The following is a 14379-nucleotide window of genomic DNA, read 5'->3' on the forward strand; positions in this document are numbered from 1 at the left end:
TGGTCGATAAACAAACCGTCGATATTAATCGACAATATTGTTGGTTGTAATCAACAATTCGTTGACTTATATCGACGCGTCCATAAAGTAACTTTCGTGGACGACCTCGCGCAGGCCGAGTAGATGCACGCCTCCCGCGGCCGCCGCCCGTCGCATCATTCGGGCGACGACCGCGAGCAAGCCATCCTGGCCACCGCGGAGCGCCTCCTGCAGGAGCGGCCGCTGGCCGACTTCTCCGTCGACGACCTGGCGAAGGGAGCGGGCATTTCCCGTCCCACTTTCTACTTTTATTTCCAGTCGAAGAACGCCGTGCTGCTGTCGCTGCTGGACCAGATGAACGGCAAGGCGCACGCGGCGCTCACGGCGTTGGGCGGCAAGCTGTTCGGCGACCCCGCGGCGCTGTGGCGGGCACGCATCGAGGCGTTCTTCGAGGTGTCGGGCTCGCACCGGGCGGTCGCCGTGGCGGGCGCCGCGGCGAAGGCCACCAACCCCGAGGTCCGGCAGCTGTGGTCGACGCTCATGCAGAAGTGGATCTCGCACACCACGGCGGCGATCAAGGCCGAGCGCCGGCGCGGCGCCGCCCCGGACACCTACCCGGCCGAGGATCTGTCCGTCGCGCTGAACATGTTGAGCGAGCGGGTGATGGCCGCGACGTTCACCGCCGAGGAGCCGGCGATTCCCGAGGACCGCGTGATCGACATGCTGGTGCACATCTGGATGGCCAGCATTTACAAGGCCGACGCGCAGGAGTTGGCCACTAGCGGTTTTTGAGGATCCGCGCGGCGCGATCCAGGCTCTGGTCGATCAGACGGTCGGCGGCACCGAAGTAGGTTGCCGACGGGGCCTCGCCCGCCAGCTCCGCGATCGCGCGCTGCTCGCCGTAAACGTCTGCCAGGAGCAGGTTTTCGGCCATCCGCGCGGAATGCACCTGAAGCCCGGCCAGCAGTTCGCCGCACTGCGAACACGCGACCACGGTCCGTCGGGTCAGCGTGCGCAGGGTGTCCCATTCGGCGTGCCACGGGCCGTCGGGCCGTTCGTCGTTGGCCAGCGCGGCGGCGATGTGCAGCGTCGAGGCCAACTGCGGCGCCGTGAGGGCGGCCCGCCGGATCAGGATGGACAGCACCGGGTTGCGCTTGTGCGGCATCGACGACGACCCGCCGCGGTTTTCGCCCGCCGGCTCGCTCAGTTCGCCGATCTCCGGGCGGGCCAGGGTGACGACGTCCGCGGCGATGCGGCCCCAGGCGTCGGTGCACCCGACGAAGGTGTCCCCCGCCGCGGTGACCGGCGTTCGCGTCGCGTGCCATGGCGCCCGGTCGCTCAGCCCCAAAGACGTTGCAACGCTTTGCGCCAGGCGATCGGAGACCGCCGACGGTTCCGCCGCGCCCCCGATCAGCGTCGCCAGCTCCGTGGTCGCGGCCCGCGTCCCGGCGGCGCCGCCGACCTGAATGGGGGTGACCAGCCCGGCGAGCCGCTCGTGGGCGTCGACGACCCCGTCCAGCCAGCGCGCCGCCTTGGCGCCGAACGTGGTGGGCGCCGCGTGCTGGGTGAGGGTGCGGGCCACCATGGGCGTGCCCCGGTGCGCCGCGGCGAGGTCCGACAGCGTCGAAACCTGCTGCGTGAGTTCGGATATCAAGGTGTCGGCGGCGGCGCGCACGCCCAGCATCAGGGCGGTGTCGAGAACGTCCTGGCTGGTGAGGCCGCGGTGGATCCACGGCGCAATGGCCGGGGTGGCCCGCCCGCGCAGCAGGTCGACCAGGCCGATGACCGGGTTGCCGCCGCCCTCGGCGCCGGCCGCGAGCGACTCGCCGTCGCCGTCCCGCAGCAGGGCCGCCAGGTCGGCGCCGGCGCATTCGCCGGGCGCCAGGCCGGCGGCGGTCATCGCTGCCAGCCAGGCGGATTCCACCGTGACCATCGCCTCCAGCAGCGCGGCGTCCGTCATGTGCGTTCCCGCCCGCTGGTCGCCGGGCCACAGCAGGTTGGTCATCGCCGGTACTCCAGGAACACGGTCTCGTCGGGGCCCTGCAGGTGGATGTCGAAACGGTATCCCGCGCAGCCGGTTTCGGGGACGCATACCAGGCCGGCCACCGCCGCATCGCCGTGCGGCAGGTATGCGCGGGTGAACAGTCGATCCAGCAGGCCGCGCGCGAAGACGGCGAGCGCGAAGAATGGCGCGCGCCCGGGTGCCCCCGGGCCGGGCGCCACGGTGGTGAACGAGTAATGGCCCGCGGCGTCCGTCGCGCACCGGCCCCATCCGGTGAACGATGTTTCGTCGCGCCGCAGGGAACCGGCCTGCCGCGGGATGCGGCCGGCGCCGTCGGGCTGCCACAGCTCGACCAGCGCGTCCGGCACCGCTTGGCCGGCGCCGTCGTAGACCGTGCCGTGCAGCCGGACCGCCTGCGGATGTCCGTCGCCGACCAGGTGGCTGTCACCGGGATACGGCAGGCCCAGCCCGAGGAAGGGCCCGACGGTTTGCCCTGGGGTGCAGGCGAATTCAGCCATCGTCGGTCCAGGTCCGGCGGGCGCCGCAGAGCACGATGTCCCAGCGGTAGCCGGTGGCGTACTCGGGCTGGGTGAGGTCGTGGTCGTAGCGGGCGATCAGCCGCGCCCGGGCGGCGGGATCGGGGATCGATTGGAAGATCGGGTCCAGGTCGAACAGCGGGTCGCCCGGGAAGTACATCTGGGTGACCAGGCGTTGCGTGAAAGCCGTTCCGAATACCGAGAAGTGGATGTGCGCCGGGCGCCAGGCGTTGCGGTGGTTGCGCCACGGGTAGGGGCCGGGCTTGACGGTCAGGAAGCGGTACGACCCGTCGGATCCGGTGAGGCAACGGCCGGCGCCGACAAAGTTCGGATCCAGCGGGGCCGGATGCTGGTCGACCGGGTGGCGGTAGCGGCCCGCGGCGTTGGCCTGCCAGATCTCGATCAATTGGCCCGCCACCGGCCTGCCGGCGTCGTCGAGCACCCGCCCGGCCACGATGATCCGCTCCCCGATCGGCTCACCGGGATGGCCGGCGGTCAGGTCGGCGTCACGAGGGTCGACGTCGCGGCCGCCGAAGCACGGCCCGTGGCGTTCCAGCTCGTCGGGGTCGACGAGCAGCGCGGGCCGGTTCGGATGGCGCAACGCGGTGCTGCGGTAGGGCGGATAGTCGAGCCGCGGCCGGGCCGGATCCCCGACCTTCGCGCCGGCGCGCGCGATCGCGGCCATCTCCGCCGTGATGTCGTGCTGGGACGCGACATCCTCGGCGCTCATGAGCCGTGAGGCTACTCCCGATTTCGCGCCTAGAGGGCGCGAACCAACGCCGCGCGGCCCTTGGTGCGCAGTCGGTGCAGCGCGGAGCCCCGGTACTGCTCCATCTTCGCGGCCATCCGGTTGCCCAACTCCTCGAGTTCGGCATCGGTGATCTTCACCTCGGGCGGGGCGGGGATCAGGTCGCGCTCCTCCTCGTCGGCGTGCGCCTCCAGCACGGTCTTGAAGGAGTTCCACTCGTCTTCGTAGCCGGGCGCGCTCTGCGGCGTCTTGAGCAGCACGGAAAGCTGGTCGACCACCTGTCGGTGCTCGGCGTGCGCGACCGCGATCAGCTTGCTGGCGTCCTTGAGCGCCGGGTAGTACAGGTCGTCCTCGATGCGGAAGTGGATGTCGAGCTCGATCAGCATCTCGTCGAAAAGATCATGGCGCTCTTCGCTATTCACCGGCGCCTCGCTGATCTTGCGGCCGAGCCCCTTGATCACGACGTGGTGTTCCTTCAAAACGTCGTATGCGTTCACTTAGCTACCTCCTCGGCACGCACCTCAACCATTCCGTCGGCCAGCCTGGCCTCGTAACACGGCAGCGGCGCCGCCGCCGGGCCGCGCAACACCTCGCCGGATTCGGCCGCGAACCACGAACCGTGCCAGGGGCACACGACTCGGCCGCGATCGACCCACCCGTCGGCCATCGGCGCGGCCAGGTGCGGGCAGAACTCACCGAACGCCGACACCTCGCCCGGCTTCGTTTGGCACACAACCAATCCCACGCCATCGACCTCGACGCGCACCGGCTTTCCGTTCAGCGAACTCGCCGGCAGCACCGGCGTCCATTCCGTTGCGCGCAGTCGCTCACCGGAGCGGTCGATGCCGATGCCGGACTCGAACACCAGCGACCCGCCGAGGTAGCTGCCGCCGAGGGTGATCGCGTAGCCGAGCGCGGTGAGCGCGATGCCGCGGCCATGGCGCCCCCGGCGGCGGTCCCACCAGGATTGGGCGTAGAGCGCTGTGGCGGCGAGGTTCACCAGCCCGTGCACCAGCCCGACCCGGCGGTCCTCCTCGTGGGTGTGCTGCCAGTCGGTGGTGCCGGTGACCGCCGACCCGACGCTCGCCAGGATCCCCACCCCCAGCGCGCGGGAGGCGAACCGGGACGCGTCGCGAACCTCGCTGGGCCGCTGGCCGGGCAGCAGGCTCAGCGCGTCCAGCGCCACCGTGGTGCCGAGCGCCCCGCTCGTCAGCGACGCCAGCGGCGGATGAACCGGGTGCCCGAGCCAGACGCCGTGCAGCGCATTGGTGACGGTGTCGCGGGCCCCGCCCAGCGCGTTGTAGCCGAAGCTGAGGAGGTGCTCGAAGCGGTAGCTCGGCCGATCCAGCCACTCCTGACGCCCGATAGCTGCCAGCACTCGCGGTCCGAGTTCCCGCAGCCGGCCGCCGGCCCCCCGGGACCGATAGTCCATGACACCGCCCTTCCTTAGGTGAAAACTGGCAGAGCGATAACAGCCGCAAAATCGGCGATTACCGTGGTATTACTTCGCGCTCACACCGTCGGTGAGCTCACGGTGACCACGGTAACCGCGCCGCCTTGGGCCGCGGTTGTCCAACACCTGTGAGTTAGCCAAAAGGATGCTCCGAGGTCCCTGGCCGTGGGGATTGACCAGGCGCTCAGCCTGCGGGATTCTATTGAGCAGAATTAGTTTCTGAAAAGCAGAGGCCGCGTGACCGATCTTCGTTGCGTTTTCGACAACGTCCGGCGCGGGATGATCCCCGCCCACATCTACAACGACGCCGAGCTGTTCGCATTGGAAAAGGAGCGCCTCTTCGGCCGGGCGTGGACGTTCGTGGGCCACGAATCGGAAGTGCCGCACGACGGCGACTACGTGGTGCGCCGGGTTCTCGACGACTCGTTCATCATCGCCAATTCGGCCGGCGTCATCCGCGCGATGTTCAACATGTGCCGGCATCGCGGGATGCAGGTGTGCCGCGCGGAGCTGGGCAACGCCTCCAACTTTCGCTGCCCGTACCACGGCTGGTCGTATCGCAACGACGGCCGGCTGATCGGGCTGCCGTTTCACCGCGAGGCCTACGGCGGCGAGGACGGGCTCGCGCGGGATGGCCAAAGCCTGCTCCCCGCACCGAATTTCGCGAGCTACAACGGGTTGATGTTCATCAGCATGGACCCGGCGGCCGAACCGCTGGCGGATTTCCTCGGCGACTTCCGGTTCTACCTGGACTTCTACACCAAGCAGAGCGCGGACGGCCTGGAGGTGCGGGGGCCGCAGCGCTGGCGCATCAAGGCGAACTGGAAGATCGGCGCCGAGAACTTCGCCGGCGACATGTACCACACGCCGCACACGCACGCGTCGATCGTCGACATCGGCCTGTTCCGCGAGCCAAAAGCCCAGAAACGCAAGGACGGAGCGACCTATTGGGCGCACCGCGGCGGCGGGACCACCTACAAGCTTCCGCCCGGCGACTTCGGCGAACGGATGCGCTACGTCGGCTACCCCGACGAGATGATCGGCCGCATCAGGGACGCTTGGACACCCCGGCAGCAGCGGGTGGTCGGCGAGGACGGGTTCATGATCTCCGCGGCCACCTGCTTTCCCAACCTCAGCTTCGTGCACAACTGGCCGAAAGTGCGTGACGGCCATGATGATCAGGTGTTGCCCTTCATCTCGATCCGGTTGTGGCAGCCGATCAGCGAGAACGAAACCGAGGTGTGTTCCTGGTTCGCGGTGGACTCCGCCGCACCCGAACGGTTCAAGAAGGACTCGTACAAGGCCTATTTGATGTGCTTCGGGTCGACGGGCATGTTCGAGCAGGACGACGTGGAGAACTGGGTGTCGCTGACCACCACCGCGGGCGGCTCGATGGCACGGCGGCTGCTGCTGAACAGCCGGATGGGACTGCTCGGCGACGACAGCCCCGTCGTTGCGGCCCTGCCCGCAGACGCCTTCCATGGGCCCGGACGCGCCCAGGTCGGCTACAACGAGCACAATCAGCGCGAATTGCTCAAGCTGTGGGCGGACTACCTGCAATGAGAAAACCGTTACCATGCCTGCCTTTTAGCGACGTTCGGCACCACCAGGCGCATCAGTTCCTGGTCGACGAGGCCTACCTGCTGGACGCCCAGCGCTACGACGCGTGGCTGGACACGCTGACCGACGACGTCCGCTACGTCATGCCGGTCCGGGTCACGACGGCGCGCGGTGCCGGGTTCGATACCTCCCCTTTTCCCACACCCGGCATGGCGCACTTCGACGAGGACAAGTACTCCCTGAGCCAGCGGGCGGCCCGCTTCGCCACCGAGCACGCCTGGACCGAGGACCCGCCGTCGCGGCTGCGCCACTTCATCACCAACGTGCGCACGTATGCCGACGACGACACACACCTCACAGTCGAGTCGGCCGAGCTGCTCTTCCGCAGCCGCGGCGACGTCAACGAGAGCGCGCTGGTGTCGTGCGGGCGCGAGGACGTGCTGCGCTGGTGCGGCGATCGCTGGAAGCTGGCCCGCCGCACCATCTTTGTCGACGAGTCGGTGCTGCGGATGCAGAATTTGGCGGTGTTCCTGTGAGCGAAGCCATCACGATAGCCAACGAGTTCACCGAGGTGGTGATCCAGCGGATCGACACCCGCAACGGGTCGCGGTTGCTGATCAGCGCGCCCAAGACCGGACGCTCGATCTCCCTCGACGCGCTCGAGATCGAGGCGCTGACCCGGCAGAACACCCGTACGCTGACGGCCATGGTCGGCAATCCCGATGGCCCGCTGCTGCCCGACGAACAGGACCAGCCGTGACGGCCTGGCTCGAGGGCAAGCGGGCGCTGGTGGTGGGCGCCGGCTCGGGGATCGGCCGGGCCGTGGTGGACGCGTTTCGCGCCGAGGGCGCCAAAGTCGCCGTGCTGGAACGGGATTCCGACAAGTGCGAGCGGTTGCGGCGGGAGTCGCCCGACGTGCCGGTGGTCGAGGGCGACGCCGTCACCCGCGAGGCCAACGAGCGCGCCGTCGCCGCGGCGGCGGACGAATTCGGCGGGCTGGACACGCTGATCAACTGCGTGGGAATCTTCGATTTCTACCGGGGCGTCGGCGACATCGACGCCGGCGACCTGTCGGGCGCGTTCGACGAGATGTTCCGCACCAACGTGTTGAGCCACCTGCAGTCGGTCAAGGCCGCGCTTCCCGCGCTGCGGGCCGCGAGCGGGTCGGCGATCGTGTTAACGGAGTCGACGTCGTCCTACTACCCCGGGCGGGGCGGCGCGCTGTACGTGTCGTCGAAGTTCGCCGTTCGCGGGCTGGTGGCCACACTGGCTTACGAACTGGCACCGCAGATTCGGGTCAACGGGGTGGCGCCCGGCGGCACGCTGAACACCGACCTGCGCGGCCTCGCCAGCCTGGGGCTCGACGGCGTGCGCCTCGACGACACCCCCGACCGGGCGCGCGACGTGGCGGCGCGCAGCCCGCTCGGCGTCGCGCTCACCGGCGGGGACCACGCCTGGAGCTTCGTGTTCCTGGCGTCGGACCGCTCCCGCGGCATCACCGGCGAAACCGTCCACCCCGACGGCGGATTCGGGCTGGGCAAACCACGATGAACCTGGCTGAGCAGCGCGAGCTGGTGGCGCAGGGCTGCCGGGTCGCGGCGGCGCGCGGCTTGGTCGACGGCATCCTCGGCCACCTGAGCCTGCGCGTCGACGACGAACGCCTGCTCGTCCGCTGCCGCAGCGACACCGACACCGGGGTGGCGTTCACCCGCACCAGCGACATCCGGCTGGTCAAATTCGACGGAACGGCCGGCGCCCCAGGCGAACTCGACGGCTACCGCGTCCCGAACGAGCTGCCCATCCACGTCGAAACCATGCAGGCGAACCCGGAACACCAAGCCGTCGCGCACCTGCACCCGCCCGCCGTCGTCGCCGCCGACCTCGCGGGCATCTCGATCCGGCCGATCTACGGGGCCTACGACATCCCCGGCGCATGGCTGGCGCGCGGCGGCGTGCCGGTCTACGAGCGCGCGGTGCTGATCCGAAGCTCCAAGCTGGGCAAGGAAATGGTCGAGGCGATGCGCGGCCGGCCGGTGGTGATCCTGCGCGGCCACGGGATCACCAGCGCCGCCAACACAATTCAACAGGCGGTGCTGCAGGCGATCAGCCTCGACTCCCTGGCGCGGATGGCGTTGCGAGTGCGGGCTGCCGGTGGCACCCCGCGCGACATCGACGACGCCGACTGGGACGACCTACCCGACCTGGGCCCGGGCTTGCACACCGACGCGGCCTGGCGACACGAGATCGCGCGGTTGGGCTAAGTCACAGGTTGATATCGGGCGCGCGCCCTGCCCGGACAGCGGCGGCGGCGGGCTTAACCTGGCCGACGTGAGCGAACTGGACCGGAGGCGCTTCCTGGTCGCGGTGGCCGCGACGGTGGCGGTCACCGGGATCTCGTGGTGCTCGGACGCCGGGCCCAAGGAGACGGTGGCGCGCGCCGAGGTTCCCGGACCCGCGCCGACCCCCGCCGCCCCGGCCCTGCCGCCGCTGCTGTCGCCCCCCGACCGCACCGCGCGAGTCGCGCTGCCCGGCGGCGCGGTGCTGAGCAAGCTTCCCGGCGACGGTGACCTGCTGGCCTGGACGGTCGACGACGGCGTCGACACCGATGTGGTCCGGCTCTATACCGAATTCGCCAGGGACACCGGCGTGCGGCTCACCTATTTCGTCACCGGCTCCTATCGGTCGTGGACCGACAACGTCGCGGTGCTTCGCCCGCTCGTCGAATCCGGACAGATCCAGCTGGCCAACCACACCTGGTCGCATCCGGACCTGACGAAACTCACGCCGAACCAGGTGGCCGACGAGCTCGGTCGCACCGACCAGTTCCTGCGCAGCACGTACGGCGTGGACGCCACCCCGTACTTCCGGCCGCCCTACGGCCACCACAACGCCGTGGTGGACGCGGTGGCCGCCGATCTGGGCTACCAGGTGCCCACGCTGTGGTCCGGGGACCTGCGGGATTCCGCGCTGCTTTCCGAAGACCAGATCGTCAAGTTGGCCGACCTGTCCTTCACGCGGCAGAACATCGTGATCGGTCACCTCAACCACGCACCGATCACCCACGTTTACCAGCAGCTGGTGGACATCATCCGGGCCCGCAGGCTGCGCACCGTCACGCTTAACGACGTCTTCCTGAAGCCCGAAATCCCGCACCGCACAGCGCATTTCGCCGGCTAAACCAGCATCAGCCGATCTGATCGCCAATCTCCTTGGCCGCCTTGACAAGAGCGGCCACCACCGATGGGTAGCGGTCGCCGTCGAGCCGGTCCTGCGGCGCGGCGGCGTTCAGCGCGAGCCGCACGCCCGGCGCCCGCGTCGGGATCGGCACCGCAACCGAGGCGACACCGTCCTCGCTCTCCTCGCGGTTGATGGCGTAGCCCCGCTCGCGGGTGCGCGACAGCTCGGCCTCCAGCTCGGCGCGGCTGCCGATCGAATGCGAGGTGACCCGTTCCAGCTCTTCGTTCGGAAACAGCTGGCGGAGTTCGTGTTCGGGCAGCTGGGCGAGCATCACCTTGCCGGTCGAGGTGCAGTGTGCCGGCATGGTGCGCCCCAGCCGGGACGCCACCCGGACCGCCGCCGGACCCTCGATCGCGGCGACGAAGTGGACGTCCGCGCCGTCGAGCATTCCGACGTGAATCGATTCGCGCAGTTGCTCGCTCAGCGCACGCATGATCGGCGCGGCGGACCGCTGGATGTCGAGCCGGCCGAAGACCGCGAACGCGACGCCGGTGAGCGAGGGTCCCGGCAGGTACGCCTTGGACACCGGGTCTTGGCGCACGAAGCCGCGGTAGGCCAGCATCGCCAGCAGCCGGTGCGCGGTCGACGGCGCGACCCCCAGGTATCGGGTGGCCTCGCTCAGCCGGATCTCGGGCCGCTCCCCCAGCAACAGCAGCAGCTTCAGCGCGTTGTCGACCGACTCGATCGGGTACTGCGGCGCAAGCGGTTCGGCGGACGGCTCGCTTCCCGCCCGTTGCCTGCTGCTCATGGCAGTGACGGTACTCGGGACGCGATTCAAATCAGGGTCAGGAATGCCGCGCCGAGCAGGCCGGCCGCGATCATCACGACCACCGCCGTCGCGACGGCCCGCCAGCCGAAGCTGCGCGCAACCATCACCGCACCCGGGACGCTGACCGCCGGCAGGGTGATCAACAGCGCGCCGAGGGTTCCCGACGAGACGCCGAGCAGCGCCAGGCCCTGCAGGATCGGGATCTCACCCGCCGTCGGGACGACGATGAGCGTGCCGACGACCGCCGCGAGCACCACGATCAGCAGGCCGCCCTGCTGCAGGTGGGTCAGGGAGAGGAGCCAGCCGCGGAACGCACCGAGTGCAAGCACCAGGACGGCGTACTCGGGCAGCAGGACCAGGCACAAGCGCAGCAGGGCTCGCGCGAAGCTTAGGGCGGGCGCCCAGGGCTGCGGCGTCAGCGCGGGCGTCTCGGGCGGCGGAACGCGCCGCGACCGCGTCACCAGGCCGACGACAGTCGCGACGCCGACCACCGCGGCGATCCCGACCACCAACCGGGTCAGCGCCCACTGCCACGGCGCGACGAACACCAGGAACACCAGCACCGCGGGATTCAGCACCGGGTTTCCCAACCAATACGCGATCGCGGCGACTCGGCTGACCCCGTTGCGCCGCAAGGTGACCGCGACCGGGGCGGCGCAGCACGTGCACATCATCGACGGCATGCCGGCAAGGCCGCCGGCCACCGCGCTGAAGACCAGGCGGCGCCGGTTCAGCAGGCGGGGCAACCACGAGCGCGGTATGAAAGCCTGAACCGACGCGCTGATCAGCAGCGCCACCACCAGCGCCTGCCAAATGGACAGGACGTAGGCGTGGAAGAACGTCGTCGCCGCATGCCAGGTCGGGGCGTCGCCACTGTGCACGCCGCCCACCGTGAGGATGTTCGATCCCGGCCAGTGATGGGTTCGCCGGGCCCTCAGCGCTTTCGTCGCATACGGCGCCCACTTGGCCCACAGCAGCCCCGTCACGAACACCGCTGCCGTAGCGACGGCGCCTAGCGCCACACCCGCGCGGCCCGGCGAGCGAATTACATTGACACTCAATGGCAGCGCCACGCGCATGACGCTAACGGACAACCTCTGGCAGCGCCCACCGGGGCCGACGGGCTCGAGGGATCGCCCGCGCCACGCCATGCGATGGCCGCCGAAAACGGACTTACCGGTTAGTCTCGGCATCGTGTACGGGGCTACCGAGACCGGATACAGCCGATACGTCGCCATCGGGGACAGCCAGACCGAGGGCCTTTGGGACGGTAACGACACCGTCGGCTTCCTCGGGTTCGCCGACCGGCTCGCCGCACTGATCGATTCGCACTACCCCGGCCTGCACTACGCCAACCTGGCGATTCGCGGCAAGCTGGTGGCCGACGTGCTGCACGAGCAGCTCCCGCCGGCGCTCGCGATGCGGCCGGACCTGATCACCGTGTGCGTCGGGATGAACGACGTCATCCAGCCGGGAAACTCGTTCGGCCGGGCGCTGGCCAACCTCGATCGCATGCACGCCGCGCTCGCCGAATCCGCGGCGACGGTGGTGACCACCACCTTCCCGAACGTCGCGCAGTTCCTCCCGCTCGGCCGGCTCGTCTCCGGGCGGCTCGCCCGCATCAACGACGCGATCCGGGCCGCCGCCGACCAATACGGCTTCCGGCTGGTCGACCTCTACGACGCGCCCTCGATGCGCGACCTGGACACCTGGGACGTCGACCGCGTGCACGCGTCTACCAAGGGCCACATGCTGTTTGCCGCCGCGGCGGCCGAGGCCCTGAATCTGCCTGGCAGCAACCATGATTGGGCCGAGGCGAGCGGCAGCCCCACGCGGCTGGGTTTCCGGAACCGAACCTACGGGCAGTTGCGCTGGACGCAGGAAAAGTTCATGCCGTGGGTCTGGCGACGCATGCGCGGCAAATCCTCGGCCGACGGGCGGGTGCCCAAGCGCCCGCGCCTGGAACCGGTGACCGCACCGAGTACGGCGCGGTTTGTCCGTCAGTCGGGCATCCTTGACCCATGAACGTGGAGGCTTTGCTGCAGTCGATCCCACCTCTGCTCGTCTACCTGGTGGTCGGCGGTGTGGTCGGGGTGGAGAGCCTGGGCGTTCCCCTTCCCGGTGAGATCGTGCTGGTGAGCGCGGCGCTGATGTCGTCGCACCACGACCTGGCCGTCAATCCCGTCGGCGTCGGCGCCGCCGCGGTGATCGGCGCGGTGGTCGGCGACTCGATCGGCTACTCGGTTGGGCGCCGCTACGGCCTGCCGCTCTTCGACCGGCTCGGCCGGCGGTTCCCCAAACACTTCGGCCCCGGGCACGTCGCGCTCGCCGAAAAGCTGTTCAACCGCTGGGGCGTCCGCGCGGTGTTCTTCGGCCGCTTCATCGCCCTGCTGCGGATCTTTGCCGGCCCGCTCGCCGGCGCGCTCAAGATGCCCTACCCGCGCTTCCTGGCGGCCAACGTCTCCGGCGGCATCTGCTGGGCCGGCGGCACCACCGCGCTCGTGTACTTCGCCGGAATGGCCGCCGAACGCTGGCTGGAGCGGTTCTCCTGGATCGGGCTGGTGGTCGCCGTCGTGTGCGGCATCACCGCCGCGATCCTGCTGCGCGAACGCACGTCGCGGATGATCGCCGAGCTGGAAGAAGAGCACCACCGCAAAGCCGAAGCGACCGACGCGGCTTAAGCCGGGCGGACGAGCGCGCGCTCTGCTCCGTGGCCGTTTAGCGTGAATCCATGGCTTTGCGCGTGCGTCCAGGGCGGGAAAGTCGCCCGGATCCCGCCATCAGTTCACACTGAAAGCCCAGGATTCACACTCAAGGCCCTGAGCCGGCCGGGCTTAACTCACCGCCTCGCCGATGTCGATCGGCTCGACCGGCCGGTGCTCCTCGATGAGCGAGAGGCCCATCTTGCGGGCGCGCTGGGCGGCGTCCAGGTCCCCCACCACCGCGAGCATCATCGCGCCCTTCATCAGGATGTGCCAGGACGACGCGAACTCCTCGACGTCGGTCAGCCCGGCCGCGACGGCGCGGCGGCGCACGATGTCGCGGACGTGGTCGATGTGGGCGATGCAGGCCTGCCCGGCGGGATGGTCGGCGCCCAACTCCAGGAGCACGTTGATGAACGAGCAGCCCTCGTAGCCGTCGCGCGACTGGAACCAGTCGTGTAGCACGTCGAAGATCGCGAGCAGCTGTTCCTCGGGGGTGCTGCCCCGCTGCCGGGACTGCTCCTCGATCAGGCCGTGCGTCCAGACCTCCTCGCGCCGCTCCAACACCGCCAGCACCAGCGCGTCCTTGGTCGGGAAGTGGCGGTAGAGGGTCGCCCTGGCCACGCCGGCCCGCACGATCACCTCGTCGGTGCCCACGGCGCGGATCCCACGCCGGCTGAACAGCTCATACGCCGCGGTCAGGATGCGTTCGCGGGCCGAGCTGATGACAGGAGTGACATCGTCGCTTGTCATACCGGGCCTTACCATACTCTTAACAGCCTAAGGTAGACAGACCGCCCTGTCTCGTTATACAAATGAGATTCGCGCACTTCGCGCAGCGTCTGTCTTCAGACAGAAGGACGGGCATCCATCCCGGCGCCCGGCGCCGGTAGATTAGGGAGTCCCTCATGAGCCCGACTACTGCGGAATCAACCTTCAGTCCGCACCTGAGCCTCAGCACGCGGCTGGTCCACGAGCTGGGTGACCCGCACAGCACGCTGCGGGCGACCACCGACCGCAACGGCGCGGCGGTGATCATCAACGCCGGTGGCGAGATCGACGCCTGCAACGAGCACACCTGGCGCCTGCTGGTCGGCGAGGCCGCCAGCATCGTCATCCCGCCCGGTCCCTTCGTCATCGACGTCAGCGGCCTCGAGTTCATGGGCTGCTGCGCGTTCGCGGTGCTGGCCGAGGAGGCGAAGCGGTGTCGAGAGCGCGGCGTCCGCGGTCGGGTAAACCGGCAGCAGGCGGTTCAGCCCGCAGGCGTCGACGATGCGGGCGACGAACGGTTCGCAGGTGACCAGGCGCAACTCGATGCCGCGCTCTCGACACCGCTTCGCCTCCTCGGCCAGCACCGCGAACGCGCAGCAGCCCATGAACTCGAGGCCGCTGA

The 14379-nt window shown here is 69.4% G+C and carries 17 protein-coding genes and 2 pseudogenes; 10 read left to right on the plus strand and 9 right to left on the minus strand.

From position 1 onward, the window contains the following. Positions 1-123: 123 nt before the first annotated feature. Complete coding sequence (locus A5712_RS04035; RefSeq protein WP_068101660.1) at positions 124-771, plus strand: TetR/AcrR family transcriptional regulator; 648 nt, start codon at positions 124-126, stop codon at positions 769-771. On the opposite strand, the gene A5712_RS04040 is transcribed toward A5712_RS04035, so the two are convergent. The 5 genes from A5712_RS04040 to A5712_RS04060 are packed head-to-tail and all read right to left on the minus strand — an operon-like array spanning position 758 to position 4697. After that, complete coding sequence (locus tag A5712_RS04040; protein WP_068101663.1) at positions 758-1984, minus strand: lyase family protein; 1227 nt, start codon at positions 1982-1984, stop codon at positions 758-760. The genes A5712_RS04035 and A5712_RS04040 overlap by 14 nt on opposite strands. Continuing rightward, positions 1981-2499, minus strand: coding sequence for a protocatechuate 3,4-dioxygenase subunit alpha (gene pcaG / locus A5712_RS04045; RefSeq protein WP_068101666.1), 519 nt, complete (start codon positions 2497-2499; stop codon positions 1981-1983). The genes A5712_RS04040 and pcaG overlap by 4 nt, the downstream gene beginning before the upstream one ends. After that, on the minus strand, positions 2492-3247 hold the full coding sequence (gene pcaH / locus A5712_RS04050; RefSeq protein ID WP_068101669.1) for a protocatechuate 3,4-dioxygenase subunit beta: 756 nt from the start codon (positions 3245-3247) through the stop codon (positions 2492-2494). Before pcaH ends, pcaG begins: the two co-directional genes overlap by 8 nt. Before the next feature lie 29 nt (positions 3248-3276). Then, a complete protein-coding gene (locus A5712_RS04055; protein ID WP_068101672.1) occupies positions 3277-3762 on the minus strand; it encodes a hemerythrin domain-containing protein in 486 nt (161 codons plus the stop codon). Next, positions 3759-4697: a Rieske 2Fe-2S domain-containing protein gene (locus A5712_RS04060; RefSeq protein WP_068101675.1), complete on the minus strand. Its 939-nt coding sequence runs from the start codon at positions 4695-4697 to the stop codon at positions 3759-3761. The genes A5712_RS04055 and A5712_RS04060 overlap by 4 nt, the downstream gene beginning before the upstream one ends. 300 nt (positions 4698-4997) lie before the next feature. Here A5712_RS04060 and A5712_RS04065 point away from each other — a divergent pair, with 300 nt between their 5' ends. The 6 genes from A5712_RS04065 (at position 4998) to A5712_RS04090 (ending at position 9455) form a co-directional block, all read left to right on the plus strand. Then, positions 4998-6281 carry an aromatic ring-hydroxylating dioxygenase subunit alpha gene (locus A5712_RS04065; protein WP_068101678.1) on the plus strand — a complete coding sequence of 428 codons (1284 nt, stop codon included), beginning with the start codon at positions 4998-5000 and terminating at the stop codon, positions 6279-6281. Continuing rightward, positions 6278-6814 carry a 3-phenylpropionate/cinnamic acid dioxygenase subunit beta gene (locus A5712_RS04070; RefSeq protein WP_068101681.1) on the plus strand — a complete coding sequence of 179 codons (537 nt, stop codon included), beginning with the start codon at positions 6278-6280 and terminating at the stop codon, positions 6812-6814. The genes A5712_RS04065 and A5712_RS04070 overlap by 4 nt, the downstream gene beginning before the upstream one ends. Continuing rightward, positions 6811-7038, plus strand: coding sequence for a dihydrodiol dehydrogenase (locus tag A5712_RS04075; protein WP_068101684.1), 228 nt, complete (start codon positions 6811-6813; stop codon positions 7036-7038). Before A5712_RS04070 ends, A5712_RS04075 begins: the two co-directional genes overlap by 4 nt. Continuing rightward, positions 7035-7829 (plus strand): 3-(cis-5,6-dihydroxycyclohexa-1,3-dien-1-yl)propanoate dehydrogenase, encoded by a 795-nt coding sequence (gene hcaB, locus A5712_RS04080; protein ID WP_068101687.1) that lies wholly within the window; start codon positions 7035-7037, stop codon positions 7827-7829. The genes A5712_RS04075 and hcaB overlap by 4 nt, the downstream gene beginning before the upstream one ends. After that, complete coding sequence (locus tag A5712_RS04085; protein WP_068101689.1) at positions 7826-8539, plus strand: class II aldolase/adducin family protein; 714 nt, start codon at positions 7826-7828, stop codon at positions 8537-8539. Before hcaB ends, A5712_RS04085 begins: the two co-directional genes overlap by 4 nt. Before the next feature lie 76 nt (positions 8540-8615). After that, entirely contained in the window at positions 8616-9455 is an 840-nt protein-coding gene (locus A5712_RS04090) for a polysaccharide deacetylase family protein (RefSeq protein WP_068101720.1), read from the plus strand. A 7-nt stretch (positions 9456-9462) separates the two neighbouring features. Here A5712_RS04090 and A5712_RS04095 read toward each other — a convergent pair whose 3' ends face one another. Then, positions 9463-10263, minus strand: coding sequence for an IclR family transcriptional regulator (locus A5712_RS04095; RefSeq protein WP_068101692.1), 801 nt, complete (start codon positions 10261-10263; stop codon positions 9463-9465). Between the two features lie 26 nt (positions 10264-10289). Next, positions 10290-11357: a permease gene (locus A5712_RS04100; protein ID WP_231981961.1), complete on the minus strand. Its 1068-nt coding sequence runs from the start codon at positions 11355-11357 to the stop codon at positions 10290-10292. Between the two features lie 76 nt (positions 11358-11433). Between A5712_RS04100 and A5712_RS04105 the strand changes: the two genes are divergently transcribed. Both A5712_RS04105 and A5712_RS04110 read left to right on the plus strand, forming a co-directional pair. Continuing rightward, positions 11434-12309, plus strand: a complete 876-nt coding sequence (locus tag A5712_RS04105) for an SGNH/GDSL hydrolase family protein (RefSeq protein WP_068101699.1) — start codon at positions 11434-11436, stop codon at positions 12307-12309. Beyond that, positions 12306-12965 (plus strand): DedA family protein, encoded by a 660-nt coding sequence (locus A5712_RS04110; RefSeq protein ID WP_068101702.1) that lies wholly within the window; start codon positions 12306-12308, stop codon positions 12963-12965. The genes A5712_RS04105 and A5712_RS04110 overlap by 4 nt, the downstream gene beginning before the upstream one ends. Before the next feature lie 153 nt (positions 12966-13118). Here the strand turns inward: A5712_RS04110 and A5712_RS04115 are convergent, their stop codons facing one another. Then, a complete protein-coding gene (locus tag A5712_RS04115) occupies positions 13119-13739 on the minus strand; it encodes a TetR/AcrR family transcriptional regulator (RefSeq protein WP_068101704.1) in 621 nt (206 codons plus the stop codon). Positions 13740-13894: 155 nt separating this feature from the next. Here A5712_RS04115 and A5712_RS31735 point away from each other — a divergent pair. Beyond that, positions 13895-14213: pseudogene (locus A5712_RS31735) on the plus strand (anti-sigma factor antagonist); the annotation flags it as partial. Between the two features lie 47 nt (positions 14214-14260). On the opposite strand, the pseudogene A5712_RS32625 reads toward A5712_RS31735, so the two are convergent. Beyond that, positions 14261-14362 (minus strand): annotated as a pseudogene (locus A5712_RS32625) (STAS domain-containing protein); the annotation flags it as partial. Between the last annotated feature and the right edge of the window lie 17 nt (positions 14363-14379).

The organism is Mycobacterium sp. E2327 (assembly GCF_001672675.1).
GTDB lineage: Bacteria > Actinomycetota > Actinomycetes > Mycobacteriales > Mycobacteriaceae > Mycobacterium.

What these genes read in the sequence shown, in the direction of transcription:
- A5712_RS04095 (WP_068101692.1), bottom strand. Translation starts at nt 10,263, where the DNA reads ATGAGCAGCAGGCAACGGGCGGGAAGCGAGCCGTCCGCCGAACCGCTT.
- A5712_RS04105 (WP_068101699.1), top strand. Translation starts at nt 11,434, where the DNA reads ATGCGATGGCCGCCGAAAACGGACTTACCGGTTAGTCTCGGCATCGTG.
- A5712_RS04040 (WP_068101663.1), bottom strand. Translation starts at nt 1,984, where the DNA reads ATGACCAACCTGCTGTGGCCCGGCGACCAGCGGGCGGGAACGCACATG.
- A5712_RS04035 (WP_068101660.1), top strand. Translation starts at nt 124, where the DNA reads ATGCACGCCTCCCGCGGCCGCCGCCCGTCGCATCATTCGGGCGACGAC.
- A5712_RS04085 (WP_068101689.1), top strand. Translation starts at nt 7,826, where the DNA reads ATGAACCTGGCTGAGCAGCGCGAGCTGGTGGCGCAGGGCTGCCGGGTC.
- A5712_RS04065 (WP_068101678.1), top strand. Translation starts at nt 4,998, where the DNA reads ATGATCCCCGCCCACATCTACAACGACGCCGAGCTGTTCGCATTGGAA.
- pcaH (WP_068101669.1), bottom strand. Translation starts at nt 3,247, where the DNA reads ATGAGCGCCGAGGATGTCGCGTCCCAGCACGACATCACGGCGGAGATG.
- pcaG (WP_068101666.1), bottom strand. Translation starts at nt 2,499, where the DNA reads ATGGCTGAATTCGCCTGCACCCCAGGGCAAACCGTCGGGCCCTTCCTC.
- A5712_RS04115 (WP_068101704.1), bottom strand. Translation starts at nt 13,739, where the DNA reads ATGACAAGCGACGATGTCACTCCTGTCATCAGCTCGGCCCGCGAACGC.
- A5712_RS04060 (WP_068101675.1), bottom strand. Translation starts at nt 4,697, where the DNA reads ATGGACTATCGGTCCCGGGGGGCCGGCGGCCGGCTGCGGGAACTCGGA.
- A5712_RS04110 (WP_068101702.1), top strand. Translation starts at nt 12,306, where the DNA reads ATGAACGTGGAGGCTTTGCTGCAGTCGATCCCACCTCTGCTCGTCTAC.
- A5712_RS04070 (WP_068101681.1), top strand. Translation starts at nt 6,278, where the DNA reads ATGAGAAAACCGTTACCATGCCTGCCTTTTAGCGACGTTCGGCACCAC.